29 protein-coding genes are annotated in these 25906 nt (G+C 63.9%); 13 read left to right on the top strand and 16 right to left on the bottom strand.

Annotated features, from left to right (window positions below):
* The first annotated feature begins 71 nt into the window (after positions 1-71).
* From CT676_RS09375 to CT676_RS09365, 3 genes are all read left to right on the top strand, one after another.
* Complete coding sequence (locus CT676_RS09375; RefSeq protein WP_244623121.1) at positions 72-974, top strand: ABC transporter substrate-binding protein; 903 nt, start codon at positions 72-74, stop codon at positions 972-974.
* A gap of 160 nt (positions 975-1134) precedes the next feature.
* The gene (locus tag CT676_RS09370; RefSeq protein WP_028146749.1) at positions 1135-1809 is read left to right on the top strand and encodes a response regulator transcription factor; all 675 of its coding nucleotides are present in this window, start codon (positions 1135-1137) and stop codon (positions 1807-1809) included.
* A 1-nt stretch (position 1810) separates the two neighbouring features.
* A complete protein-coding gene (locus CT676_RS09365; RefSeq protein ID WP_085404871.1) occupies positions 1811-3211 on the top strand; it encodes an ATP-binding protein in 1401 nt (466 codons plus the stop codon).
* A gap of 117 nt (positions 3212-3328) precedes the next feature.
* Here the strand turns inward: CT676_RS09365 and CT676_RS09360 are convergent, their stop codons facing one another.
* The 6 genes from CT676_RS09360 to CT676_RS09335 form a co-directional block, all read right to left on the bottom strand.
* Positions 3329-4615 (bottom strand): M20/M25/M40 family metallo-hydrolase, encoded by a 1287-nt coding sequence (locus CT676_RS09360; RefSeq protein ID WP_085404870.1) that lies wholly within the window; start codon positions 4613-4615, stop codon positions 3329-3331.
* Between the two features lie 121 nt (positions 4616-4736).
* Positions 4737-6338 carry a TRAP transporter large permease subunit gene (locus CT676_RS09355; protein ID WP_063984025.1) on the bottom strand — a complete coding sequence of 534 codons (1602 nt, stop codon included), beginning with the start codon at positions 6336-6338 and terminating at the stop codon, positions 4737-4739.
* Entirely contained in the window at positions 6335-6874 is a 540-nt protein-coding gene (locus tag CT676_RS09350; protein WP_014496195.1) for a TRAP transporter small permease subunit, read from the bottom strand. The genes CT676_RS09355 and CT676_RS09350 overlap by 4 nt, the downstream gene beginning before the upstream one ends.
* A gap of 300 nt (positions 6875-7174) precedes the next feature.
* Complete coding sequence (moaA, locus tag CT676_RS09345; protein WP_085404869.1) at positions 7175-8227, bottom strand: GTP 3',8-cyclase MoaA; 1053 nt, start codon at positions 8225-8227, stop codon at positions 7175-7177.
* Between the two features lie 131 nt (positions 8228-8358).
* Entirely contained in the window at positions 8359-8862 is a 504-nt protein-coding gene (locus CT676_RS09340; protein WP_135214417.1) for a hypothetical protein, read from the bottom strand.
* 153 nt (positions 8863-9015) lie between these two features.
* Positions 9016-9690, bottom strand: coding sequence for an HAD-IA family hydrolase (locus CT676_RS09335; RefSeq protein WP_085404867.1), 675 nt, complete (start codon positions 9688-9690; stop codon positions 9016-9018).
* 165 nt (positions 9691-9855) lie between these two features.
* Here CT676_RS09335 and rpiA point away from each other — a divergent pair, with 165 nt between their 5' ends.
* The 3 genes from rpiA to gor all read left to right on the top strand — a co-directional run bounded on the left by rpiA (position 9856) and on the right by gor (position 12652).
* Positions 9856-10581 (top strand): ribose-5-phosphate isomerase RpiA, encoded by a 726-nt coding sequence (rpiA, locus tag CT676_RS09330; RefSeq protein WP_028146742.1) that lies wholly within the window; start codon positions 9856-9858, stop codon positions 10579-10581.
* A 2-nt stretch (positions 10582-10583) separates the two neighbouring features.
* Complete coding sequence (locus CT676_RS09325) at positions 10584-11132, top strand: DUF2059 domain-containing protein (protein WP_071915171.1); 549 nt, start codon at positions 10584-10586, stop codon at positions 11130-11132.
* Between the two features lie 131 nt (positions 11133-11263).
* Positions 11264-12652, top strand: coding sequence for a glutathione-disulfide reductase (gene gor / locus CT676_RS09320; protein WP_085404866.1), 1389 nt, complete (start codon positions 11264-11266; stop codon positions 12650-12652).
* 39 nt (positions 12653-12691) lie between these two features.
* On the opposite strand, the gene CT676_RS43935 is transcribed toward gor, so the two are convergent.
* The 3 genes from CT676_RS43935 to CT676_RS09310 all read right to left on the bottom strand — a co-directional run bounded on the left by CT676_RS43935 (position 12692) and on the right by CT676_RS09310 (position 15332).
* Positions 12692-12841: a hypothetical protein gene (locus CT676_RS43935; protein WP_155255931.1), complete on the bottom strand. Its 150-nt coding sequence runs from the start codon at positions 12839-12841 to the stop codon at positions 12692-12694.
* A 79-nt stretch (positions 12842-12920) separates the two neighbouring features.
* Positions 12921-14216 (bottom strand): DUF892 family protein, encoded by a 1296-nt coding sequence (locus CT676_RS09315; RefSeq protein ID WP_135214416.1) that lies wholly within the window; start codon positions 14214-14216, stop codon positions 12921-12923.
* Between the two features lie 108 nt (positions 14217-14324).
* On the bottom strand, positions 14325-15332 hold the full coding sequence (locus tag CT676_RS09310) for an alpha/beta hydrolase (protein ID WP_063984018.1): 1008 nt from the start codon (positions 15330-15332) through the stop codon (positions 14325-14327).
* Between the two features lie 485 nt (positions 15333-15817).
* Here CT676_RS09310 and CT676_RS09305 point away from each other — a divergent pair, with 485 nt between their 5' ends.
* From CT676_RS09305 to CT676_RS09285, 5 genes are all read left to right on the top strand, one after another.
* Positions 15818-16300 (top strand): hypothetical protein, encoded by a 483-nt coding sequence (locus tag CT676_RS09305; protein ID WP_135214415.1) that lies wholly within the window; start codon positions 15818-15820, stop codon positions 16298-16300.
* Positions 16293-16496, top strand: a complete 204-nt coding sequence (locus CT676_RS09300) for a hypothetical protein (protein ID WP_063984017.1) — start codon at positions 16293-16295, stop codon at positions 16494-16496. The genes CT676_RS09305 and CT676_RS09300 overlap by 8 nt, the downstream gene beginning before the upstream one ends.
* Before the next feature lie 74 nt (positions 16497-16570).
* Positions 16571-16807 carry a hypothetical protein gene (locus CT676_RS09295; protein WP_085404864.1) on the top strand — a complete coding sequence of 79 codons (237 nt, stop codon included), beginning with the start codon at positions 16571-16573 and terminating at the stop codon, positions 16805-16807.
* 85 nt (positions 16808-16892) lie between these two features.
* A complete protein-coding gene (locus tag CT676_RS09290) occupies positions 16893-17228 on the top strand; it encodes a hypothetical protein (protein ID WP_063984016.1) in 336 nt (111 codons plus the stop codon).
* A gap of 28 nt (positions 17229-17256) precedes the next feature.
* Entirely contained in the window at positions 17257-17877 is a 621-nt protein-coding gene (locus CT676_RS09285; protein WP_071915165.1) for a hypothetical protein, read from the top strand.
* A 59-nt stretch (positions 17878-17936) separates the two neighbouring features.
* On the opposite strand, the gene CT676_RS09280 is transcribed toward CT676_RS09285, so the two are convergent.
* The 4 genes from CT676_RS09280 to CT676_RS09265 all read right to left on the bottom strand — a co-directional run bounded on the left by CT676_RS09280 (position 17937) and on the right by CT676_RS09265 (position 21749).
* The gene (locus CT676_RS09280; RefSeq protein ID WP_135214414.1) at positions 17937-19076 is read right to left on the bottom strand and encodes a hypothetical protein; all 1140 of its coding nucleotides are present in this window, start codon (positions 19074-19076) and stop codon (positions 17937-17939) included.
* Positions 19077-19423: 347 nt separating this feature from the next.
* Entirely contained in the window at positions 19424-19645 is a 222-nt protein-coding gene (locus tag CT676_RS09275; RefSeq protein ID WP_240537640.1) for a hypothetical protein, read from the bottom strand.
* Positions 19646-19671: 26 nt separating this feature from the next.
* On the bottom strand, positions 19672-20898 hold the full coding sequence (locus CT676_RS09270) for a carboxylate-amine ligase (RefSeq protein ID WP_085404862.1): 1227 nt from the start codon (positions 20896-20898) through the stop codon (positions 19672-19674).
* Positions 20899-20918: 20 nt separating this feature from the next.
* Positions 20919-21749: a class II glutamine amidotransferase gene (locus CT676_RS09265; protein WP_085404861.1), complete on the bottom strand. Its 831-nt coding sequence runs from the start codon at positions 21747-21749 to the stop codon at positions 20919-20921.
* A gap of 202 nt (positions 21750-21951) precedes the next feature.
* Here CT676_RS09265 and CT676_RS09260 point away from each other — a divergent pair, with 202 nt between their 5' ends.
* Both CT676_RS09260 and CT676_RS09255 read left to right on the top strand, forming a co-directional pair.
* Positions 21952-22548 carry a hypothetical protein gene (locus CT676_RS09260; RefSeq protein WP_224581006.1) on the top strand — a complete coding sequence of 199 codons (597 nt, stop codon included), beginning with the start codon at positions 21952-21954 and terminating at the stop codon, positions 22546-22548.
* The gene (locus CT676_RS09255; protein WP_085404860.1) at positions 22545-23030 is read left to right on the top strand and encodes a hypothetical protein; all 486 of its coding nucleotides are present in this window, start codon (positions 22545-22547) and stop codon (positions 23028-23030) included. Before CT676_RS09260 ends, CT676_RS09255 begins: the two co-directional genes overlap by 4 nt.
* 1 nt (position 23031) lies before the next feature.
* Here CT676_RS09255 and CT676_RS09250 read toward each other — a convergent pair whose 3' ends face one another.
* The 3 genes from CT676_RS09250 to CT676_RS09240 all read right to left on the bottom strand — a co-directional run bounded on the left by CT676_RS09250 (position 23032) and on the right by CT676_RS09240 (position 25862).
* Entirely contained in the window at positions 23032-23661 is a 630-nt protein-coding gene (locus CT676_RS09250; RefSeq protein ID WP_085404859.1) for an FMN-binding negative transcriptional regulator, read from the bottom strand.
* A 74-nt stretch (positions 23662-23735) separates the two neighbouring features.
* The gene (locus tag CT676_RS09245; protein ID WP_085404942.1) at positions 23736-25214 is read right to left on the bottom strand and encodes a PLP-dependent aminotransferase family protein; all 1479 of its coding nucleotides are present in this window, start codon (positions 25212-25214) and stop codon (positions 23736-23738) included.
* A 51-nt stretch (positions 25215-25265) separates the two neighbouring features.
* A complete protein-coding gene (locus tag CT676_RS09240; protein ID WP_085404858.1) occupies positions 25266-25862 on the bottom strand; it encodes a redoxin domain-containing protein in 597 nt (198 codons plus the stop codon).
* Between the last annotated feature and the right edge of the window lie 44 nt (positions 25863-25906).

The following is a 25906-nucleotide window of genomic DNA, read 5'->3' as shown; positions in this document are numbered from 1 at the left end:
GGCGTGATTTTCTTCTTTGGATGGCAGGCGCCGCGACGTGGACGACCGTCTCGTATGGGCAGAAGCCCTCCATGCCGGTCATCGGATATCTTTGCCCGGAGTCACCCGAGCTCTTTGGCAGTCGACTTGAGGCTTTCCGACAGGGACTGGAGGAAGCCGGCTTCGTCGAGGGGCGCAATGTGGCGATCGACTTTCAGTGGGCCGCCGGACAATATTCTCGATTGCCAGCCCTGGCTGCCGAATTGGTCGCCAGAAATGTAGACCTGATCGTGGCTCCTGGCGGGGCTCCCGTGGCACTTGCCGCGAAGGGTACGGGTACGACCAAGACCATCGTGTTCGAGATGGGCGGCGACCCCGTTCAGCTACGCGTGGTGGACAGCCTGTCGCGGCCGGGCGGAAATATCACGGGAGTTTCGAGCCTGAGCGTCGATGTGTCGCCAAAGCGGCTTGAGCTGATGCGCGACCTGTTGCCCACGGTGACCAGATTGGCGGTGGTCGCCAACCCGACAAGTCCGACCGCACCCTCACAATTGCAGAAGCTTCAGGCGGCCGCAGAAACCCTGCGGGTTCAACTGCAGATCTATAGCGCAAGCAAGGAGGATGAATTCGAATCCGTGTTCGCTGCCGTGGCCAGGGACGGGCTAAGCGGAGCTGTGTTTACCTCCGACCCCTATTTTGCATTTCGCAGTGCCCGGCTGGCGGCTCTCGCGATGAAATATCAATTGCCCGCAATCACGCAGACCCGAGACTTTCCCGTGGCTGGAGGTTTGATGAGCTACGGAGGAGATTTCATGCAGTCGCACCGTCGCGCGGGTATCTATGCCGGACGCATTCTGTCGGGCGAGAAGCCTTCTGATCTTCCAGTTCAGCTCGTCACGAAGGTGGAGCTCGTTGTCAATTTGAAGGCCGCGAAGCTGCTCGGCCGTCCGTTCTCCGCGGCAGTCATTGCCGGCGCGGACGAGGTGATCGAGTAAACCATTATCGGAATGCGCCCAGATCGGCTTACACGAACCTGACAGGGGCGCGGGCGAGCCTGCCACGCGCTTTTTCGCTGGCCGAGGCGGCCGGAATGGTGGAAGAGAGCGAAGATGCGGCGCGAGCCGTGATTGCACAGGAACATCCGGCGGGACTGCGATGCGCCTTCTGATCGTCGAGGACAATGTCGAGCTGTCGCGGCTCGTTGCCGCCGGGCTGTCGGCCGCCGGCTACCAGAGCGACATCGTGAGCACCGCGGCCGAGGCGCGCGAGGCGGTCAGCAGCGTCAGCTACGCTGCGATGATCCTCGACCTCGGCCTTCCCGACGGCGACGGCCTGTCGGTGCTGCGCGAGCTGCGCCGGCAGATGGAGCCGCTGCCGGTGCTGGTGCTGACCGCGCGCGGCGGCCTGCAGGATCGCGTCAGCGGCCTGCGCAGTGGCGCCGACGACTATCTCGCAAAGCCGTTCGCGATGGAGGAGCTGGTGGCACGGCTGGAGGCTATTTTGCGCCGGCCCGGCCAGCTGCTCGGCCGCTCGCTGCGGCTCGCCAATCTCGTCTACGACACCGAAAGCCGCCAGATCTTCGTCGACGACCAGCCGCGGATCATCTCCGCGCGCGAGACCTCGGTGCTGGAGATTTTGCTGCGCCGGCAGGGGCGGGTGGTGCCGAAGAAGAACGTCGAGGACCACATCTTCGGGCTCGAAGGCGAGGTCGCCTCCAACGCGGTCGAGGTCTACGTCTCGCGGCTGCGCAAGCAGCTCACTGAACACGGCGCCAAGGTCGTGATCCACACCATCCGCGGCGTCGGCTATCTCATGTCCGAGGAGAAATAGCGTGGCGGCCGCCGGGGCCTATGGCAGATCGCCGACATTCAAATCGTTGATCTGGCGCATCGTGTTCATGCACATCGTGGCGGTCGCGGTGGTCGCGATCTTCCTGCCGCTGGTACTGTTCTGGCTGCTCAATTCCGAAGTCGACCAGCTGCACCGCGAAGCCATGCGGGCGCAGGCCGAGGTGCTGGCCGAGCGCATTGTCGCCGCGCCGGACGGCCTGCTGACGTTCAACCTGCCGGACAGCCTGCGGGGCCTCTATTCGGAAGCCTACGGCCGCTATCTCTACGACATCCGCGATGCCGACGGCCGTTTGCTGTTTTCGTCCCGCCGCAAGACGGGAGCGGCCGTGTCGGCGCCGCCGACACTTTCCGAGACGATTTCCGGCGCTGGCGTCACCCGCATCATCGACGGCAAGGTCGTGCGCATCCGCGTGGCCGAGGATCTGGCGCATCGCGACGTCATCATCGACGACATCATCTCGAACTTCTTCCGCCGGGTCGGGTGGATCACCATTCCGATCCTGCTGATCCTGCTCGCCGCCGACATCATCATCTTCCGCCGTGCCATCGCGCCATTGTGGAAGGCGTCGGAGGAGGCCAGCAATATCGGGCCGGCGCGCACCGACATCCGCCTGCCGACGGAACAGATCCCGCGCGAGATCATGCCACTGGTCACCGCCGTCAACCAGGCGCTCGACCGGCTCGAGGACGGTTTTCGGGTGCAGCGGCAGTTCACGGCGGATGCCGCGCATCAATTGCGCACGCCGCTCACGATCTTGCGCACGCGGATCGAGACGCTGGGCGATGGCGCCGCAAGGCAGGCGCTGCACGACGACATCGAAGGCATGAGCCGCATCGTCGCCCAGCTGCTGGAGATCGCCGAGCTCGACACCCTGGTGCTCGATCCCGGCGAGACCGCGGACCTGCGCGCCGTCTGCGCCGAGGTGGTCGGCTCCATCGCGCCGTTCGCGATCGCGCAGCACAAGGACATCGCGCTGAAGGGCGCCGACGCGCCGGTGCTGATCCACGGCAATGCGGAGATGCTCCAGCGCGCGATCTTCAACCTCGCCGAAAACGCCATCAAGTTCACGGCGAAGGATACCGCCGTCGATGTCGAGGTGCGCGAGGACGGTTCGGTGCGCGTGCGCGATTGCGGCCCCGGCATTGCGGAGGCCGAGCGCGAGCTGATCTTCCAGCGCTTCTGGCGCGCCGACCGCCAGCGCAGCGACGGCGCGGGCCTCGGGCTCTCGATCGTGCGCGGGGTCGCGGACGATCATGCCGCGACGGTGGCGGTGGAGAATCTTCCCGGCGGCGGCGCGGAGTTCACGCTGCGGTTTCGGCTGGCGGAGAAGACGGCTTCTTCACCCTCTCCCCTTGTGGGAGAGGGTGGCTCGCCGCGATAAGCGGCGAGACGGGTTCTCTCCGCGAATCCAACTCTTAGTCAAGCGCGCGGAGAGAACCCCTCATCCGGCGCTTCGCGCCACCTTCTCCCACAAGGGGAGAAGGGAAGAAAGCGGCCGCTATTTCAGCTTGCCCGTGGACAGGTCCATGATCATGCGCGTGGCCAGATAAAGCCGCGGCACGATGCTGTTGATCTGCACATATTCGGCATCGTTGGAGTGCGCGCCGAAGCCTGACAGGCCCATGCCTTCCACCACGGCGCCGCTGGTCTTGAGCGCGGCAAATGCGGCGTCGGTGCCGCCGCCGGTCGCCTTCTCGTCGACCTTGAGGGACAGTCCGATTTCCCCATAGATTGTCTTGCCGTAGGCTGCGACGCGGCGCGAGGCGTCGTTGGCCTCCAGCGGCGGGCGGCGCACCTCGAATTTCAGCTCGACCCTGGAGTCGGGCAGCAGGCGATTCTTGATCTTCTCCTGCAGCGCCTTCTGCAACTCGTCGAAATCGGCGACCTTGAGCGCACGCGCATCGGCCTGGGCCGAGGCGTCGGCCGGGATCACGTTGCGGTTGGTGCCGGCCTTCGAGACCGTCCAGTTCAGCTTCAGGCCCTGCTCGGGCTTGGACAGGTCCTTCATCTGCAGCACCTGGTGCGAGAGCTCGTACAACGCGTTGATACCGCCCTCAGGCCGAGCGCCCGCGTGCGAGGACTTGCCATGCACCGTAAGATAGGCCGAGCCGATGCCGCTGGTGGCAAGGCGCAGCGTGCCGTCGGTGCCGCCGCCCTCGAACGAAAACACCACGTCCTGATCCGCGGCGAATTTGGTGATGGTGCTGCGCCAGCCGGGCGAGGAGATCTCCTCGTCGCCATTGGTGAGCACCGTGAGCGTGCCGTAATCCTTGAAATTGAGTTTCTGGAGCATCGCCACGGTATGGAGAATGAGCGCGACGCCCTGCTTGTCGTCAGCAATGCCGAGGCCGTAGGCCTTGTCGCCGTCGACGCGGAACGGCTGGTCCTTCAGCATGCCCTTCAGGTACACCGTGTCCATGTGGGCGATTAGCATGATCTTCTTGCTGCCGGTGCCCTTGAATACGGCGTGCACGGCTGGGCCGATTGTCTCGGGCGTGTCGTCGAGGCGATAGACGTCTGCGGGGTGCAAGGTCTCCACCGTGCCGCCGAGCTGCTTGAGCTGGCCGGCAACGCGCTCGGCGATCTGGTTCAGGCCGTCGATGTCCTTGCTGCCGGATTCGATGCTGACGAGGTCGCGCAGCGTGTCGAGCAGCGGCTGCTGCTCCTTTTGCGCCAGCGCATGGACATCGGTCATCGGTTCCGCATGCGCAAACGTTGCGGCGCATGCCAGCCAGAGCGATGCGATCAAGGGAGCGAGCGACGGAGCAGGGAGCGATCGGGACATGCGCGGCGGTCCATCAGTTGGAGGATGGCCCGGTATGCCCGTGTTTGCGTTGCTTGTCACGCGCGCGGGCGCGCGCGTCATGAACCGCCGAGGCGGAACATGACGGCGATGGTTATGGCCGCTACTTCTGCGGCGGTCCTAGATCCAGCGGCGGCAGGTCGATCTGCGGCACTTCGATCTTGACCTTGTCGAGATCGACGTTGAGCGGCTTGTCGAGCAGGCCCGTCACCGTGATCGGGAAGATGATCACGAGCAGCACCATGATCAGCTGCAGGCCGATCCAGGGGATTGCGCCCCAATAGATGTCGGAGCTCTTCACTTCCTTCGGCGCCACGCCGCGCAGATAGAACAGCGCGAAGCCGAACGGCGGATGCAGGAACGAGGTCTGCATGTTCACGCACAGCATCACGCCGAACCAGATCAGCGCCGCGTCCGGTCCCACCACCGGGGCGAGGACCTTCTGCGCGATCGGCGCGATCATCGGCAGGATGATGAAGGCGATCTCGAAGAAGTCGAGGAAGAACGCCAGGAAGAAGATGAAGAGGTTGATGAAGATCAGGAAGCCCCACACGCCGCCGGGCAGCGAGGTCAGCAGATGCTCGAGCCAGACGCCGCCGGAGACGCCGAGGAACACCACCGAGAAGCAGGTCGAGCCGATCAGGATGAAGGTGACCATGCAGGTGAGGCGCATGGTGGACTCGTAGCCCTGCTTGATGAGGTCGCGCAGCTCGGGGATGCGCGCGGCCTGGATGCAGATCCAGGCCACGGCGAGATAGGTGACCGCGAACGAGAGCCTGAAGACCAGGTTCTCGGTGAACAGCATCGCGACGATGGTGCCGACGCCGGCGGCGATCACGCCGCCGATCAGGATCATGCGGTCCTTCGAGGTGAAGTCCTTGTGATGGATCGCGGCGAGCACGATGGCGCCGACCGCGCCCATGGCGCCGGCTTCGGTCGGGGTCGCAAGACCCATCATCATGGTGCCGAGCACGACGAAGATCAGCACGGCCGAGGGGATGATGCCCATCAGGCACTTCTTCCACAGCGCCCAGCCGGTCAGCGTGCGCGCTTCCTTCGGCACCGGCGGCACGTGGCTCGGCTTGATCAGGCCGAGGATGAAGGTGTAGCCGGCGAACAGCATGATCTGGAACACCGAGGGGCCCCAGGCGCCGAGATACATGTCGCCGACCGACTTGCCGAGCTGGTCGGCGAGCACGATCAGCACCAGCGAGGGCGGCACCAGCTGCGTGATCGTGCCGGAGGCCGCGAGCACGCCGGTGATATAGCGCATGTTGTAGCCGTAGCGGATCATCACCGGCATCGAGATCAGCGCCATGGCGATGACCTGCGCCGCTACCGTGCCGGTGATGGCGCCGAGGATGAAACCGACGATGATGACGGAATAGCCGAGGCCGCCGCGGACCGGGCCGAACAGCTGGCCCATCGAGTCCAGCATATCTTCGGCCAGTCCACATCTCTCTAATATGGCGCCCATGAAGGTGAAGAACGGGATCGCGAGCAGCAGCTCGTTGGAAAGCACGCTGCCGAACACGCGGCCGGGAATCGCCTGGAGGAAGTTGAGGTCGAAGAATCCGAGATGGATGGCGAGGAAGCCGAAGGAGAGGCCGACCGCCGCGAGCGTGAACGCGACGGGGAAGCCGATCAGCATCGCCAGAACCAGGCCGCCGAACATCAGCGGCGGCATCATTTCCAGCGTAATCATTGGGTCGGCCTCTCGTACTTGGCGTCGATCGTCACATAGCCCTGGAGAGCCGCGATTCGCTTGATGACTTCGGAAACACCCTGGAGCGCCAGCAATACGAAGCCGGCGGGGATCACGAACTTGATGGGCCAGCGGATCAGGCCGCCTGCATTGCCCGACATCTCGCCGACGTTATAGGCCTGCATGAAGAACGGCCAGGACAGATAGGCGAGCAGGAGGCAGGAGGGGATCAGGAAGCAGAGCGTGCCGATCATGTCGAGCCAGAGCTGGCCGCGTTCCGAGAGCGTGAGGTAGAAGATCTCGACGCGGACATGCTCGTTGCGCTTGAAGGTGTAGGACGCGCCGAACATCACCAGGATGGCGAACATGTACCATTGCAGCTCCAGCCAGCCGTTCGAGGAGTTGCTGAAGGCATAGCGGATCATGGCATTGGCCGCGCTGACCAGGCACGCCAGCAGCACCAGGATGTTACAGACGTACCCAATCTTTTCATTGAGGGCGTCGATGGCGTTGCTCACCGCCAGCAATGGACGCATCTTACTTTCTCTCCGTCGCCGTCGCGGCCCAACACTTTACGGGAGGCTTCAGCACGCATCGCCTGGCCGGCGTGCGAAAAGCACGCGACCGCACGGACAATATTCCGGAGCGATTGCGGCGTCAGTCCTCCCCTCGTGCCTTGCCGTCTTGACCGCGACCGCCAAAGGGGCGCGGCCGGCTTATTGCTGCCGGGCAAGCAAAGGCGGCTGCACCAAACCAGCGGGCTTGTGCGCCGTCAATCGGAAAATGGGCAAATTGACGCCGAGTCAAAAGCTTATGGCGGGGAGGGCGCGAATCCCTCAGCCGCCCGTGACGCTCATGTGCCTGGAGACGCTGGGGCGGTCGTGGCGGCGGTCGATGATGAAATCGTGGCCCTTGGGCTTCAGCCCGATGGCGCGGTCGATCGCATCCGCAAGCAGCATGTCGTCGTCAGATGCACGCAGGGGTTTGCGCAAATCTGAAGCATCCTCGTGGCCGAGGCAGGTGTGCAGCGTGCCCGTGCAGGTGATGCGCACCCGGTTGCAGGATTCGCAGAAATTATGGGTCATCGGCGTGATGAAGCCGAGCTTGCCGCCGGTCTCGGCAACGCTGACATAGCGCGCCGGCCCGCCGGTGCTCTCGGCCAAATCGGTCAACGTGAATTGCTGGGCGAGCCGCGCGCGCACCAGCGACAGCGGCAGGTACTGGTCGATACGGCCCGAGCCGATCTCGCCCATCGGCATGACCTCGATCAGCGTCAGGCCCATGCCCTTGCCGTGCGCCCAGCGCATCAGGTCGGGAAGCTCGTCCTCGTTGAGGTTCTTCAGCGCCACCGCGTTGATCTTCACGCCAAGCCCAGCGGCGCGCGCGGCTTCGATGCCCTCCAGCACCTTGTCGATCTCGCCCCAGCGGGTGATCTCGCGAAATTTCTTGGGATCGAGCGTGTCGAGCGAGACGTTGATGCGGCGGACGCCGCAATCGGCGAGCTCCCGGGCGTGTTTCGCAAGCTGGGTGCCGTTGGTGGTCAGGGTCAGCTCGCTCAAGGCGCCGCTCGAAAGGTGGCGGGACAGCGAGCGCACCAGCGTCATCACGTTGCGGCGAACCAGCGGCTCGCCGCCGGTGAGCCGCAGCTTCTTCACGCCCTTGGCGATGAAGGCCGTGCAGAGCCGGTCGAGCTCCTCCAGCGTCAGCAGGTCCGCCTTGGGCAGGAATGTCATGTCTTCCGACATGCAATAGAAGCAGCGCAGATCGCAGCGGTCGGTGACGGATACGCGCAAATACGAGATGGTCCGCCCGAACGGATCGGTCATCGCGCTCGACAGCGCGTCGCGGGGGCTCGCTGCTGCGAGAGGGCTCGCGGAAGGTCCGTTCATACCAGATGCCTTGCCAAATGCCTTGTCACTTACGGCGACGGGCGCACCTTTGCTTCAGTGGTGCTCTGGAAGCAATCTAAGCATCGGACGCGGTTAGGACAATCGGGTGGTATACGTAATCAGCGCCTGGATCAGCGCTTTCCTGCGTTCGGATCGGGAAACGGCGAGGCCGCCACCGCAGCAGGTGCAGCATCCGCAGGGGCCGCAGCGGGTGCGGCATCCGCAGGCGCCGCGGCGGCTGCGGCCGGCTTCGGCTTCTTCGGCCGGTGCGGCTTCTTCACAGGCTTGGGCGGCACTGCCGGCTGGAGTTCCGCGAACACCGGATTCGGGTCGGTGGTGACCGAGGCGGGCGTGGTGAAATCCCCGGGATTCTTGATCACGTTCACCGGCACGCTCGCCGGCTGGTATTTTGGCAGCGCGAAAGCGACCGTGAAGGGGGCGTCGGGGGCCGGAACCGAGACGGAGCAGGGGGTCTTGCAACCCGCACCCAGCGAGGTCGTGGCGTCAGCCCCTGGAGGATTGGATTCGAGCCGGACCTGGACGGTCGGCGGCGCCGATTTGAACATGTCCCAAGACATCGAGGAGCAGCCACCAAGGCTCGCTCCCGCTAGCGCAATCGCGATGACACGACGCATGACCACCCACTTCTAACTGCGACGAACCGCCACATCCCCGGGCGAACCTACGAGCGTCGTTCCAAGCAAGCAACCGGCGCGCTGCGCATAGTTAATAGATGGTTAACGCAGGGTTCCGTAGAATATGCCAGTTATTTCAGAGTCTTGTGGCTCCTAGGTGGTCATCAGGCTGTGGGCCGCGGCCGGCAGGTCGCGCATGTGATGGATCAGCCGGTCCGGCTTCAGCTCGGCGATCGGCACGTCCGTATAGCCGAAGCTGACCCCGATCACGGGCACCCCGGCGCGACGGGCCACGCCGACGTCGGTTCCGGCATCGCCGACCATGATGCTGGCTTTGACCGCTCCGCCGGCGCGTGCCACGGTCTCGCGGAAAATGGTCGGATCGGGCTTCTGGACGCCAAAGGTGTCCGCGCCGCAGATCGCGGCAAAGCGGCGAGTGAGGTCGAGCTGGTCCAAAAGCCGCTTCGACAGCCATTCCAGCTTGTTGGTGCAGACCGCCAGCCGGTGGCCCTGGGCGGCAAACTGGTCGAGTGCGGCCTCGAGCCCCTCGAACGGACGGGATTCGACCGCGATATGGTCGGCATAATAGGCGATGAAATCCGCTGTCATCCGGTCCATGTCAGCCGGCGTGACCATGCGGCCCTCAGCCTCTAGCCCTCGTTCGATCAGCTTGCGGGCGCCGGCGCCGATCATGTTGCGGGCCGAGGCCATCGGCACGGGCGGCAGCCCTTCGCGGTCGAGCACGAAATTCAGCGCGGTGATCAGGTCGGGCGCCGTGTCCACAAGCGTGCCGTCGAGATCGAAGACGAGGGTGTAAGGGGAGGTCATGGTCCCAGCGCTATCGGGCCGGCCGGATCGGCGCAAGGGCCGAAGCCATAAGTTCACCTTATAAGATCGGCCCGGAGGCCTGTTCCGGCAGGAAAAACGAGGCTACATAGGCCGCCGCAAGCAACCTATCGGCGGCACACTCTAAAATTCAGGGGCGGGCGCATCGTGAACATGGACCAGTTGAAGCGGCAGGCTGCGGCGCGCGCCCTCGAGGAGGTGCGTGACGGCATGCAGCTCGGGCTCGGCACCGGCTCGACCGCCAAACATTTCGTCGAACTGCTCGGCGAGCGCGTGCAGGCCGGGCTCAAGGTGATCGGCGTACCGACCTCGGAGGCGACGCGCCTCGACGCCGAGCGCTGCGGTGTGAAGCTGACGACGCTGGACGAGATCGATCATCTCGACCTCACCGTCGACGGCGCCGACGAGATCGATCCCGACTTCAACCTGATCAAGGGCGGCGGCGGCGCACTGCTGCGCGAGAAGATCGTGGCGGCCGCCTCGGATCGCATGATCGTGATTGCCGACGACAGCAAATGGGTGCCGACGCTCGGCCGCTTTCCGCTGCCGATCGAGGTCATCCCGTTCGGGCTCGGCGCGACGCGCCGCGCGATCGAGAAGGCATTTGCCGAATGCGGCGTTTCCGGGCAAATGGCGGTCCGTAAAGCCAAAGGCGGCGACAAGGATGGCCACGTTTTCGTCACCGATGGCGGCCACTGGATTCTCGATGCTCAGCTCGGACGCATCGTGGATCCGCCTGGCCTCGCCAAGGCGTTGAGCTCGATCCCCGGCGTGGTCGAGCATGGCTTGTTTATCGGCTTGGCCAGCTCGGCCGTTTTGGCGGGCGGCGAGGGAATTCGCGTGATTGAACGGCGTAAGCCGAAAGGAGACTAGGAATGAAGAGCGTATTGAGATTCTTGCCGGCCGCGACGCTTGCTGCTGGACTGGCCGTCTCGGCGGTCCCGGCGATCGCGCAGCAGGCCGCGCCGGCCCAGAAGGCTGCTCCCGCGCCGGCCCCGCCGAAAGCCTCGCCTGCGGCGATCGCGGCGGCCAAGGAGATCCTGCAGATCAAGAACGCCACCGCGATGTATCAGGGCGCCGTGCCTGGCATGGTCGAGAAGACCAAGATCACGCTGATCCAGCAGAATCTCAACTACCAGAAGGAGCTCAGCGAGGTCGCGCCGATCGTGGCCCAGCAGCTCAACGGCCGCCAGAACGAGATCGGCGAAGGCATGGCGCAGATCTATGCCAGCGAGTTCACCGAGCAGGAACTGAAGGACCTCGTCACCTTCTACAAGTCGCCGCTGGGCAAGAAGCTGATCGACGCCGAGCCGCGCGCCATCGGCCTCAGCATGGCCTTCATGAACTCCTGGGCCCAGAACTTCTCCGAGACCGTGATGGGTGCCTTCCGTGCCGAGATGCGCAAGCGTGGCAAGGAAATCTGACAGTACCTATCTGATCAGAAATCCCTAAAGCGCGTAATCGCGCTTTAGGCTGTTATTTGCGCATGATCCTATCGGAGAACCGCTGCACACTTCTCCGGATCATGCGCTGAAAGAAGAGGTCGGAGTGGACAATGGCTGAATTCGACGTCGACCTCTTTGTCATCGGCGGCGGCTCGGGCGGCGTGCGTGCCGCCCGCATCGCGGCCGGTCACGGTGCGCGCGTGATGATCGCGGAAGAGTACCGCATGGGCGGGACCTGCGTGATCCGCGGCTGCGTGCCGAAGAAGCTGTTCGTGATCGGATCGCATGTCCGTCACGAGCTGGAAGATGCCGCCGGTTTCGGCTGGACCGTTCCGCCCGCGACCTTCGACTGGCCGACGCTGATCGCCAACAAGGACAAGGAGATCGCGCGGCTGGAAGCGGCCTACACGACGAATGTCGAGAAGTCGGGCGCGCAGGTCGTCAAGAGTCGCGCGGTGATCGAGGACAAGCACACCGTCCGCCTGCTCGAGAACGACCGGAAGATCACCGCAAAATACATCCTGATCGCCACCGGCGGCGCGCCCAACCATGGCGCCTCGATCCCTGGCATCGAGCACGTGATCTCCTCCAACGAGGCGTTTCACCTCAAGAAGCTGCCGAGGCGGATCGTGATCCAGGGCGGCGGCTACATCGCGCTGGAATTCGCCGGCATCTTCGCCGGCTACGGCTCCGACGTCACCGTGATCTATCGCGGCGACAACATCCTGCGCGGTTTCGACGAGGACGTTCGCGCCCACGTCCGGAGCGAGATGGAGAAGCAGGGCATCACCATTCTCACCGGCTGCACGGTGGCGAAGGTCGATCGGCACGGCGAGGAATTCACCACGCATCTGTCGAACGGCTCGAGCCTTGCCTCCGACCAGGTGATGTTCGCGATCGGCCGCCATCCGTCGGTCGCCAATCTCGGCCTGGAGAAGGCCGGCGTCGCCATCAACCCCGAGAATGGCGGCATCGCGGTGGACCATTTCTCGAAGAGCTCGGTCGACAGCATCTATGCCATCGGCGACGTCACCCACCGGCACAATCTGACGCCGGTTGCGATTCGCGAGGGGCATGCGTTTGCCGACACCGTGTTCGGCAAGCGCGAGGTGCAGGTCGATCATTCCTACATCCCGACCGCGGTGTTCTCGCAGCCGGAGGTCGGCACGGTCGGTCTGACGGAGACCGAGGCGCGTGCGCAATTCAGCCACGTCGACATCTACAAGACGACGTTCCGGCCGATCAAGGCGACCATGTCCGGTCGCGACACCCGCGTGCTGATGAAGCTCGTCGTCGATGGTTCGACCGACCGCGTGCTCGGCTGCCACATCGTCGGCGATTGCGCCGCCGAGGTCACCCAAGTGGTCGCGATCGCGGTGAAGATGAAGGCGACCAAGGCCGACTTCGACGCGACGATCGCGCTGCATCCGACCGCGGCCGAAGAGCTCGTCACAATGCGCACGCCGACGGCGCGGCATGTGCGTCAGGCGGCGGAGTAGGAGCGGCCTTCAGCGCGACCTCAAAGCACTGAGATCACGTCACGTCATCTCCGATATCTTGCCCTTGCCCTGGCAGGACTCGCATTTGACCGGATAGATCTTGCGGCCCGGGTGCGCTGGCTCCTTGGACTTGGGAAAGCCGGTTCCGTTGCACAGCGGGCAGGTATGTTCTTTGATCTTCGGGCGCATGCTAGATCCTTTCCGGCTGTGGTGGCGCAGCGGCCCGTGCAGGGGCCGCCTTGCCTTGTGGTCAATGGTTCAAGGCCGGCTAGCCTCCGGCGGGCTCATCCTCGGCGAAGGTCTGCTCGATGGCGGCGGGCATCTTCGCAACCGACATCAACGAACGTGCGACCTGATTGAGCAACTGGTCCGCGTTCTCTTCCTCCGCCAGATTCTTGGAAAGCAGCGCGACGACGGCGGTGTGACGCAACTGCTGCGCCAGGTTGCGGGCGGTCGCGTAGCCGGCAATCTCGTAGTGCTCGACACGCTGTGCCGCACCGATCAACGCGAAATCCGCAGCGGCATCGTCCTTCCTGGCGCCCTCCTTGATCACTTCGTCGCCTTCCTCGACAAGCCCCTGCATGCCCTTGCAAGCCTTGGCGCGCGGCTTCTTCCCAAGAAGTTCGAAGCACTCGTCGAGACGCTCGATCTGCGCTTCGGTTTCGGCCAGGTGAACGGTGAACAGCTCGGAGAGCTGGTCGTAGCGGGCAGCCTCGATCATCTGAGGCAATGCCTTGGTCAACTGCTTCTCCGCGTGCAGGAGATCCCGCAGCTGATCGATCAGCAGGTCGTCAAGGCCAACGGACGGTTCCGATGGCGAGCTTTCGGCAACGATGGAAGGCGCTGCGCCGGGATCGCCGCTCTGGAGTGCCGGTGATTCCATGAACACCCAGTCCTCGCCTTCATTCCAGGGACCTCTTGTGTCGATTTCTCCATTGTCGCCGGACCCTGTCGAATCGTTGAAGAACTGGTCCACGAGACCGGGCGTCGGAGCGATGCGGCCGATGCTGAACGTGGGCTTGTTCATGCTTTCCAGCGCGCGTGAGAACGCCTTCATGTGGGTGATTTCCCGTGTCATCAGGAATTGCAAGGCGTCCTTGGTGCCGGCGTCATCACAGAAATTGATCAGGCGCTCATAGACGATCTTGGCCCGAGCTTCTGCGGCGATGTTGCTGCGCAGATCGACGTCGAGTTCTCCGGTGATCTTGAGATAGTCCGCCGTCCAGGCACTGCCTTGCGAGTTGAACAGATTGACACCGCCGCCTCCGGCAATCGCGATCAAGGGATCGGCTTCCGCCGCTTCGCGATCGAACTTCATGGGTTTCAAGTGCAGCCGCGCGAGCGATCCGACGACCTCAAGGTGGCTCAACTCCTCGGTTCCAATATCCATGAGGAGATCCTTACGGTCGGGATCCTCGCAGTTGAGACCCTGAATGGAATACTGCATGGCGGCCGCAAGCTCGCCGTTGGCGCCACCGAATTGCTCCAGCAGCATATTGCCGAACCGGGGATCGGGCTCGTCGACCCGGACTGTGAACATGAGCTTTTTGACGTGATGATACATGGAAAGACCTTTGACTACAGGAGATACCGGGGCCAACTGAGCGCTGTGTTGGACGTTCCTAATTCGGATCGTGCCGCGACCAGATGCTTCTCGGGAGAATCAGGTGGCTCAATGCAGCGTTTCCGCCGCGGCTTCGTCGACAGCGGCCATCAGGTCAGCCGTATCCGATTGCTGGATCATGTGACCCGCATTCGGGACGCGACGCATCTTGCTGTGCTTGATCTCGTCATGCAGCCTGCCGGACTGTTCGTCGATGTCGATGAGGCGGTCGTCCTCGCCGGCCAGGATGGTGACCGGCATGGCCAATTCGCCGTAAGTCTTCGCCGACAGCATCGCAGAAGGGACCATCAACGCCGCTTCCGCGGCACCCGCACGAAGCTGCGACGGACGCACCGCCAGTGATTTGGGGAAGCCGTCGAATTTTTCCGGGACGGATTTGGGCCCGAACAGCTGCCGCAGCATCGTCGGCCACATCAGGCGGCTGAGGATCGGCGAGATCGTGTGACTGAGGATGTCGCCAAACCCTGGTATCGCCGGCCCGGCCATCGCCATCATCGCGTCGGTGCGGGCCGTCGGGAAATAATAGCCCGACGCCAGTATCAAGGCTTCGACCAATGAGGGGTGCCTGCTTGCCAGGGCGATCGCAACCGATGCGCCCCAGGAATGTCCGAGCACGATCGCCTTGTCGACGCCAAGGTGCGCAAGCGCGTCTTTGAAAAGGTCGGCTTGGGCGGCCGGCGTCCACACCACGTTGCGCGGCCTCAGACTGTGCCCGAAGCCGGGACGGTCGAACACGATGACCCGATAGTCCTTGGCTGCAAGATCGATCAGGCCACTCGACTCGAAATCCTGGATCATGCTGCCATTGCCATGGAGCAGAACCAGCGGGCGTCCGGACCCGCGCTCGACATAGTGCAGCCGAACACCGTCGATGTCGATGAACCGCCCTTGGGGCGGATTATCACGCTGCGCCTTGTCGGCAAGGCGCCGATTGACGAACGCGGCCGCTGCGAGCAGGCCGGCCGTCGCGGCAATCGTGGAGGCCAAGGGATGTTCTGCGAGAGCATGAAGGGCCGTGGCCGCCAAAGATGGCGAACGTTTTTTCAGTATGCGCATGTGACACTTTCGCTGACTGCGGCCAGCTGTTGGAGAGTGGGGAAGGGACGCTTCCGCATTGACGCCCTTGGTCGCATCACGACCGCGATGGCGCCGGATTCTTGCTGGAGGAGATTTCCGTGCGTCGCGGGTGCGGTTCGGAGACCGGATCAGCAACATCGAGCAGGGATCGATTTCGCCTTCTTGGGACCCGGAACAGTGCTGGTCCGGACCTCCCGGCATGCGCATTCACGGATCATGTCGTGCAGACGCAACAGGAGGGACGGAGAGATGTTCCTAATCCGATGGAGAGATGTTCCTAATCCAATGGATGCAGCCCGCAGTCGGCCATTGACGTAGATCGGAGGCAAAGGCGTGGTTTCTCGGGACCGCGCACTGGTGAATGTCATTTGCGACACCATATCCAGGATATCACCCGCACAGACATGACAGGCGCCGGTGACAGAGAGACGCTGCCGCGCTCCCGCCACAACCGGAGGCGCGCATTGAACGTTATCTCCTATCCCCTGCATCTCTGCCGCAAGTTCGATCGCCGCTGGAGCGCGAAAGCGGTTCAGGACGAGACACAGCAATCCCCGTCACAACGGCCCAACGGCTGTACCGCCTGCGGGCGAATAGTGGCGGCTCCCTTGCATGCGACCTACTTGCCCACCGGGAACTTCGTCAATCAGTGGCGGTGCCCTGTGTGCAAGAACTCCTGGCAGATCTCTGCCGATGCCACGAGCAGCACTGATATCCAATTGAGCCAGTCCGAGCATCTTCGGCAGAATGCCGGGCACTGCCTGACGCTGGAAGACACCGCTGCCAACGACGCGGCGCGCAAGCAGTTCAGGAGCATGGGCGATGCCTGGCTCGCTCTCGCGGAGACGCAGGAGTGGCTCGATGGCGCGACGCCGCCGGTCTCGCGACCGCAGCCGCAAAGCGCTGATTTGATTCCGATGCCAACGCAGGGGCGTTCGCATGAATGAGAAGCGCAACCGCGTGCGTCAGGCGGATTCACTTGCCGAGCGTCTCGCAGCTGATGCACTGAGGCTGCGTGAAGAGGCCTCGCACCTTGAACCCGGCCCAGAGCGGGATGCGCTGCTGAGCAAGGCACACCGGAACAAGATGGCTGCCGATATCAACTCCTGTCTGACCGCTCCGGGACGCCGCTTGCCTGGATAGCCAGCGCAGATCTCGAGCCCGAGCTTTCACCGTTTGCCAATAGTAACGAACCACCAAGGGTCCGATTGAGATCCATGGACGATTTGGCGTGGGCAGCACTGCCGGGTCTGACGCAGGCAAACGGTCGACCTTTCCCCGGAATGCAAGGACCAGATGACACGGATCGAGACAAGAGCGGCCGCATCGTTGAGACCGCGCTCGAAGCGCGCCAAGGCGAGCTCGGTCCCAGCGTGTTGATGCTGCTGGGTGTGAGTGTGGGACTTGCAGTCATCCTCATGGTGATGACGTGGATGATATTCTTCAGAACCTGAGCGTGAAGGAGATGTCACAGCGCGAGACGTAGGAACTAAAGCTCTGATGGGGGCTTGGATCACTCCTTAGACACTGGAGACCATCATGAAGCGCCCATCGTTTATCGTTTGCATTTCTTTATTCGCGGCGGCCACCGCCTTCGCAGCTGCTCCGGCCTCGGCGCAAAATCCACCGGCGCAGTCCGGACCGAACAACAGCGCGGTCAACAGCGCGGGGCAAAACAACTCCGACGCTCCTGTCGCAGGTCGCAACAGTTTCACCGAAGGACAAGCCAAGTCGAAGATCGAGGATGCCGGCTACGCCAACGTCACCGAACTGAAGAAGGACGACAACGGTGTTTGGCGCGGCCATGCCAGCAAGGGTGGATCTGCCACCGCGGTCAGCGTCGACTTTCAAGGCAACGTCAATTCGGCCAAGTAAGCCAATAAGCAAGTAAGAAGGACACACAATGACCGTTACAATTTCTCGTCTTTACGACAACTACAGCACTGGGCAGCAGGCGGTTCAGCGTCTCGAAGCTGCCGGCGTGCCGCATTCGGACATCAGCATCGTCGCCAATAATTCGGACAGCTGGTTCAACACCGACAAGAAGGTGGACCGTGACCGCGATGGCGTCGACGATCGCGCCGAAGGTGCCGGCAAGGGCGCCGGCATCGGTGCGGGTGTGGGTGGCACTGCCGGCCTTCTCGCCGGTCTCGGCCTCCTCGCAATCCCCGGCCTCGGACCCGTCGTTGCGGCCGGTTGGCTCGCCGCGACCGCGGTCGGCGCGGCCGCCGGAGCCGCAACCGGCGGTGTCGTCGGAGCGATGACTGAGGCCGGCATTTCGCGGGAAGATGCGGACTCCTACGCCGAGGGCGTGCGTCGGGGAGGCACGCTGGTGTCGGCGCGGGTCGCAGATGCCGATCGATCCCGCCTTGACGCAGTCCTGAACGAGTCGTCGGTCAATTTGCGTGACCGCAGCGCCGCCTGGCAGAAGACCGGATGGAAGTCGTTCGATCCCGCCAGCAAGCCCTACGGTGCGGACGAAGTTCGCAAGGAGCGGCAGCTCTACGGTGGATCAGTGCGTTAAGGATCATTGCGCCAATGAGATCGCGACGGCCCGCTTCGGCGGGCCGTCTTTTCGTGCGGCTACGCGTACAGATACCCGACCGGCTTGCCCTCGGTGCGCAGGGGGCGGATGTCCTTCTGCGTGATGATCTGGCCGGCGAGGCCGTCGATCTCGTCGCGCTGGGTCGGCGTCCAGCTGCAAAGGTCGTTCATGCCCTTTAGAAGACCGAGGCGGAGCACTTGCGTGTTCTCGCCGAGGCCGACGAGGCTGATCGAGCTCTTGCCCGCCGTCACCACATCGCCAGCCGCAAGCTCGATCGCCTCACCGGCCTTGTTCTTGAATTCGGCCGTGCCGCGAATGACGCGGCAGATTGCGACCTCGCCGTTGGCGAAACAGCTGGCGTCTGCTGCCGTCGATGTGCTCTTCGGCAGAAGTGACTGGCCACGCGGGTCGGTTGCGATGATGTGGCCGGTGACGAGATGGCCGCTGGGAATCTCGATCCCGATGTCGCGCACGTACACCGGCATGGCCGATTTGATCGGACCGTCGACGAGCGGCTTGAACAACGCATCCAGCGCGAGGGGATCCTGAAGCCAGAAGCCCGCGTCGGCCGGCCGGTTGTGCAGCGGGTGGCTCCAGGCCACGCGCGGCGTCTCGGCCTCGTTGATCTGGTCCGGACCGACGATCGTCGGGTTCGGAAAGGTCGTCGGATCGGTCACGAAGGCTTCGAGAAATTTGCCGGAGTAGCCCATCGAGATCGGATCGGGTACCACGGTCTGCGGCGTCTTCAGGTTTTCTTCGGTCGACAGTCCCGACCAGGTGTAGAACAGCTGGCGGTGGACGATCGCGCTTTGCAACATCACCGCACCGGGGCCGACATTGTAGAAGCGCCCGTCGTAGTCGAAGGTGAAGGCGCCCGAGGTGACCAGCACGAGCTGAAAGCCGCCCGGCGGAAGATGAAGATGGAAATCGGTGGGGCCGGTGTCCGGGCGGTAGATCGGGAGGTTCGTCGCGACTTCGTGCAGGAGGAAGGTTTCGTTGTTGGCGTGGAAGCCCTCGTTCGCGCGGTTGTAGAGGGCTTGCGGCCGGTACGTCGCCTCGAACCTGGCATTCTTGTCGCGATCGATCGCCACGAAATCCCGAGCGTTGAGGCGTAGTGGCGCGCCGTTCGGATGGGTGAGGCCGGTAAATTTGAGATCGCCGGCGGCATGCACGTTCATGGCACTCTCCGATCTTTGTCGCTCATCCGGTCTCCGGGCGCACGCATCTTGCTGCGCCAATTCGTGGGAGCAGGGAATCAGGCCTGACGCTGCCTTGCGAATTCTGGGCCAGTCGAGATGCAGCACGATGCGCGGGCTCGGCGGCTCCGCGCGGCGCGATGAAAAATCGAGATTGCACCTGAGGTTAGACGGCGCGTTAGGCTGGCCTGCCTGGGCCTCATCGCCGAGCCCGCAACTCCGGCGACGGGGCGCGGTTTGTCTAATTTGTCGGCAAGCCCCGGCGCGGGCGTGCAGCCGCGCAGGTCGCGTCGATCAGCAAAGGCCGGCGGCCGGGCATGCGAAACCGCTCATTCGAACGACTGACGGGTGATCCTCTCGGGCTTGCCGATCGGGCTGTCCGCCCACTTCGCCATGTCCACCGTTCGCGCGTCGATGCCTTCGCACCAGAGGCAGCTCAGCTCCGCGCGGCCCTTGGCCGAAAGCAGCGGTACAAGTCCGTGGCCGCAGCCAGCGCAAGACGTGACGCGATTCACGCGTTCCTCCACGATCACCGAATTCAGGAGCGACATTGTCGTTCGCCAAGCTTGCGCGGGCGCTATGACGGCGCACGAACGCTTCCGATCGGAGCGCTCGCGCCCGAGATCGTCGAGGCTGCGATCCAGCGCGAGACCGCCCCGATGTCCTCCGCATTCTCGCGATAGGCGCGAAGCTGGAATTCCGCCGAGCTGCCGCGCTCCACGATGGTCCGGCAGTGCTCGACCTCGGCGGCGCAGTTCAGCGCGGCTGCGTCCCCGGCGACGTCGTCGATGATCCGGGCCAGCAGCTCCGAGATGGTGACCGGCCCGTCTTTCGAGGCAAAGATGCAATCGGTGCCGTAGCGCTGGGCCCGCCATTTGTTCTCGACCGCAATCGCGCGCTCGACCACCGTGACCTCCTTCGACCGATACGGCCGCAGATAGAGATGGCGCGTCAGGCAGCGATAGAGCGAGGCGATGGCAACGGCGTCGTCGATGAAAGTGCAGGTGTCGGGCGCGCGAAGCTCGAGGGTCGGGTGCCTCATGGACGGCCGCATCGCCCACCAGATATGGCTCTCGTCGGGAATCACGCCGGAGCGTTGCAGTGCGCCGATATATTCGTCGTAGTCGCGCCTGGTTTCGAACAGTTCGGGCAAGCCGGTGCGCGGCAGCTCGGAATAGGCGGCAAGCCGGTAGCCCTTCAGCCCGGTCTTGTGGGAATTCCAGAACGGGGAGGAGGCCGACAGCGCGATGAACAGCGGCAGATGCGGCAGCATCGCCCGCATCACCGCCATCCGCTTCTCGGGATCGGGCAGCTGGACGTGCACATGCATGCCGCACATCATGTTGCGGTGGCCGATGCTGCGCAGATCCTCGATCATCTCCTCGTAGCGCGGCTTCGGACTCGGCTGCGACATGCGCCAGACCGCGGTCGGATGCGTGCCGCAGGCCATGATGACGAAGCCGTATTGCGCGGCGACGTTGGCGACCTCGCGGCGGAGGAACCGCAGCTCTTCCCGGGCGTCATTGACATCGACGTGAACGTTGGTGGCGACCTCGAGCTGGGATTGCAGCATCTCCCGCATCGCCTGGCCGCCGGTGGACCAGTTCACCGACTCGAACAGGGCGTTGGGCGTTTCGATCGCGACCTCGAAGCTGCGGCGATCGGCGAGGAAGTATTCCTCCTCGATGCCGAAGGAATATTCAGCCGCCTTGCCGTGTCCGCCGGCAGAGCGGATGACGAGGTGCTGCTTGTCGTCGGAGGAATCGAGGCGCAGCAGTTTCAAAACGTCCGAAGCAAATGTCATAGGGCCACCCGGCAGTGGTATTACCTGCGGGCAATAATCCGCCTGACCCGGGCCGGTTCCGCGTCGGCCTCACTGGAAATTGCAAGGTCGAACGGAACAATTTTCACGGTTTCGGACGCGCGCGCGACCAGCGCGTGATTCGGCGGAACTTCCGTCCAGTCCGTTTCCTTGTCGAACGGCTCGGACACGACGACGACCTGGCCGCTGCCGGCCTCGCGATAATAGAGCGTGTTGGCGGCATCGTTGACCGCGACGCGAAACGCATAGAGATCCCGGCCGTTTGCGATCGCGCTGGTGAAACGCAGGCGCTCACGAAGCTCGCCCTCGTTGACCAGGCTCACGAGCGATTGCAGCACGGCTTGCGTTGCGCCAAGTGGATCGCTGTCGAGTCCCGCGCCCATCATGGCGAGGAACACGGCTTCCGAATCGGTCGTGCCCAGCCGCGAGGGGTAGTAGGCATCGGGGATCAGCGCCTCGACCTTGCGCCGCAGGCGATTCCAGCTGCCGACGAAGCCGTTGTGCATGAACATCCACTGGCCGCAGGCGAACGGATGACAATTCTGCCGCGTCACCGCCGTGCCGGTGGCGGCGCGCACATGGGCGAAGAACAGATACGAGCGCAGATGGCGGCAGAGGTAGCGCAGGTTTTCGTCCGACCAGGCCGGACGTGTCTCGCGGTAAAGGCCGGGCTCCGGATGCTCGCCATACCAGCCGAGACCAAAGCCGTCGCCGTTCGAGCCGGCCGTCGACTGCAGCGAGCGGATGCTCTGCGCGATCAGCGAATGCTCGGGCTCGGTGACATAAGGTTCGAACGAGGTCATCTCGCCCCGGTATGCGATCCAGCGGCACATGCGGCCTTCCTGTCGGGATGTGGCGTAAGGTTCACCAACAAGATCGCCTGTGTTGGGTTCCAGGCGATGTGTTCTGCAAAGTCCGGATCATTTCTGCGGCGTGTTTTAGACGTTCATTTACCCTGCATTGCGGGAACCCGCGCATTAATCCATCTCTTAACGCCGACACGGTTAGGTTGCGCGCGAATTTTGAGTGCGCATCATGAGCCGATTTGTTCTTTTCACCTGCATGGCGTTCGTCTCCACGTTCGTGGGCGTCTCCTGGGCGATGCGCGGATTTCCGGTGTCGCACGTTTCGCTGGTCGGTGAATTGAGGCCCACGCTCAGTTCCTCGTTCGGCGATGAGCATTCAAAGGCCAAGCAGCGGAAGGATTGGGAAGCGGAGCACACCCTGCAAAGCGACAAGGACCCGAAGCAAGACGCACTGCGGATGGACGCATTGCAGGCAAGCACCGCTTACGCGATGTCGCCGTGCGACGACACCATGAAGGCGAACCTGAGGGCGGCTACGGAGGCCTATGCGCGGGGCTGGGTGAAGATCTACGACTGCCCAAATCCGAGAATGGGCATGTTCTGCAGCGAAGAGAAGCGCGATCGGGCGAACGCCGCGTATTCCACGCCGCTGGACGTTCGCGTCAAGGCGCAGCTGGCCGAGGCGTTCAAACAAAAGGGCATCGTCAAGGAAGACTTCCCGGAGGATATCCGCGACGTCGTTCTCTGGTTCACCGGGCCTGGTATGTTGTTTGATCCGTCTCCGGTATGCCTGCCACGGCAGCAGGCGTCGGCGAGCTTCAAATGAGCCGCGCCTGGTTCATCGTCTGGGCGCTTGTCATCTGGCAGGTCGCCGCCTGGGCATTCGCTCCGCAGAAGACGGCCCAGCAACCAGCAGCACCGGTCGATGGTCCGGGTTATGGCTCCAACGAAGAGATCTTCGTGGACGGTCGCGCAGGCTTGCGCCGCGAAACCGCTCTGGCGTTCGAGCGCCCTTATGGATCGCGTTGCGCGGGAGAGGGGCGGAAGCAATTCGTCGCCCATATCGACTACTACTACTATCGTCGTCAGAACGACATGGAACACTACCCCAAGATTTTCGGGAAAGCCGGGGCAGACTACATCGCCAAGCAATGGTCGACCGGAGACGACAAGCGCTTCGAACGCCTGACGCAGGAAGCCTACGCGCAAGGCTATCTTGCCCTATCGGATTTCGGTGACGTCGGGCGCAAACTGGCGGAAGCCGTTGTCAGGGGCGAGCGCGTCGTCGCGCATTCCTGCGCAAGCTGACTCAGGTTGGCAGCGGGATCAGCGCTGCGACCTCGCGATCGCCGTGGTTCTCGCTTGCGGCGAGACCCTGCGCGACGCCGACCCGATCGGCCTCAGGGCGGTTCTGGCTCATCTTGCGCTTACCTTCGAACCGCACCACGGGGATGCGCACGCCGACGATCCCTCGCAGCTGCGCGGCGATGAAGTCAGCGGGCGCGTCACTGACCGCCCACGGCTTTGCGCGCGCGCCTTCGTGCTTTTTGGTCAGCCGCGTCACGGCCTCGAGCAGGCGCTCCGGCTCCTGGAAAAATTCCACCGGGCCGTAGGCGTGCACGGCGACGTAATTCCAGGTCGGGACTACCTTGCCGGTCTCCTGCTTGGTCGCATACCAGGACGGCGTCACATAGGCGTCGGGGCCGTTGAAGATGGCGAGCGCATCGCCGATCGGCGGCAGCTTCCATTGCGGGTTGGCCCTGGCGACATGCCCATAGAGCACGCCGTGCCCGCCTTCGCTCTCGTCGAGGAAGAGCGGCAGGGGCGTTGCGACCGGGCCCTCGGCGGTGGCCGTCACCAGGCTGGCGAGGCGCGCACCGCGGATGGTCGCGCGGATGCTCTCGATGTCGTCGTCCTTGAAGGCGGGCGGGATGTACATGGCGTGTCTCCGTTCTCGATGCGGAGATAACCGGAATCTGGCCTATGCAAAACGGCCAGTTTCCTATAATTTGATCAGTCCAGTTCGGCGGCGGCCTGGGCGAGGAGCTTGCAGCCTCTCTCGATCTGCGCGATCTCCAGCGCCGAATAGCCCATGACGAGACCGACGGTCTTCCGCGTCCGGCCTGGCGTCCGGCTTGGGCCGACCAACAACGCAGAGACGGGATAGATGCCGACGCCCTTCGCGCGAGCCGCCTGGATCAATGCATCCTCGCGCTTCTGCGGCAGATCGTCGAGCCACGCCACGACGTGCAGGCCCGCCGCCGTGCCCTCGATCCGGACACGATCTCCGAACCGGCGGCGCAACGCGCCGATCAGTGCCTGCTGGCGCTCGGCGTTGCGCCGGCGCACGCGCCTGACGTGGCTGTCATAGGCGCCGCTTTCGAGCATCGAAGCGAGAGCGTGCTGTTCGATCAGCGGCGTGTGCCGGTCCATGATCTGCTTGGCGGCCGCGAACGGGGATCGCAGCCCGGCGGGCACGACCAGGTAGCCGATCCGCAAGGTCGGGGAGAGCGTCTTGGAGACGGTGCCGAGATAGATCACGTTGTCGCTGCCCTCCAGCGCATGCAGCGGCGGGATCGGCTTGGTGTCGTAGCGATACTCGCTGTCGTAATCGTCCTCGATCACGTAGGCGTCGTGCTTGCGTGCCCAGGCGAGCAATTGGTGCCGGCGTCCGATCGGCATGACGCCGCCGAGCGGATATTGATGCGACGGAGTCACATAGGCGAGCCGGGCCTCGATGCCGTCGAGCCGCGCTGTCTCCAGTCCGTCCGCGTCAACGGGGATCGGCACCGTCTCGGCGCCCGTCGCCGCGAGCGTGTGCCGCGCCATCTGGTAGCCGGGATCCTCCATCACGAAGCGGTCGCCGGCGTCGAGCAGGAGGCGCGCGCAGATGTCGAGCCCCTGCTGCGAGCCGTTCACGACAACGATCTGATCGATCTCGCAGCGGACGCTGCGCGATCGCCACAGATAGCCCTGAAGCGCGGTCCGCAGCCGCAGCGCACCGCAGGGGTCGTCATAGGCCAGCCGCTCGGGCTTGCGCGCCATCGCGGCCGACACGGCCTTCTTCCATGCCAGCACCGGGAAATCCGACGGCGAGAGCTCGCCATAGCGGAAGTTGGCGATGAGCCCGCGCGGCGGCTCGATCCAGCGCGGCGGGTCCGATCGCAGCCGCTCGCCGAAGGCCGACAGAAGCGGCTTGCGCGCCGCGGGCCGCGATGCGGCGCGCGCGCGTCCGCGTTCGACGACGGCGCGGGCAACGCGCGGCCGCGCGCCACGGCGTGTCTCGATAAAACCTTCGGCGGCGAGCTGTTCATAGGCGACGGTCACGGTCGAGCGCGCCACGCCCATCTCGCCGGCAAGCGCCCGCGACGACGGCAGCAGGCCGTCGATGCCGTAGACCCGCGTCAGAATTTGATCCCTCAGGGCTTCGTAGATCTGGCGCGCACCCATGCGGCCGGCACGATCGCCGGGAGTCGTCTTCATCTGGATCATCCACATTCCTGGCTCGGCATTCGTCTGAACGGACGATGCCGGAATGTGGTTCTAGTCCCGTTCGCCGAGAGTTTCGACGTAAGCCTTGCCGTAGGGATAAAAATGCTCTTTGTGGCCCTGATCCCAGAGGGCCTTCAGCCCGGGCGCGGTGATGTCCCAGTCCGGACGGCAATTCATGCTGACGGCTCGGAGATCCTGGCGCAGCTCTTCGACGGTCGGGCGTCCGAAGAACCAATAGCCGTTATAGATCTTGTGAACGCGCAGGCCCGGCTCCAGCACGATGACATGCGGGATCATCGGATTGTGGACGGGATCGGTGTATTCGGCGATGTCGAGATCCTTCTGAACGATCCGCCGCGAATCCGACAGGAAAGGCCAGTGCGCCCCGACGCCGCTGCGATATTCGTTGGTCTGGGTGATGTTGTCGGTGGTGATCGTGACCAGCCGGCAATAGCCGACCTCCATCTCGCGATGGAGTTGCAGCAGACCTTCGGCCTGGCGGCGATCCTTCGGACAGAAGCCGCCGCGGCCGAGAACGAGCACCATCGGATCGCCACCCTGGAGCTCGGAGAGCTTTCGGTGCTTGCCGGTGTGGTCGCTGAGCTCGTAATCCGGGAAGGTTACTCCCGGCATCATGTCAGGTCGCATTGAACTCTCCCATATCTTCCCGCATGTCTGGCGTGGGTGCCGAC

Origin of the sequence: Bradyrhizobium sp. MOS001, assembly GCF_004634465.1 — a bacterium.
GTDB lineage: Bacteria > Pseudomonadota > Alphaproteobacteria > Rhizobiales > Xanthobacteraceae > Bradyrhizobium > Bradyrhizobium barranii.
Note: the sequence above shows the minus strand (reverse complement) of the source record. Positions and strands in the feature narration are given on the sequence as shown.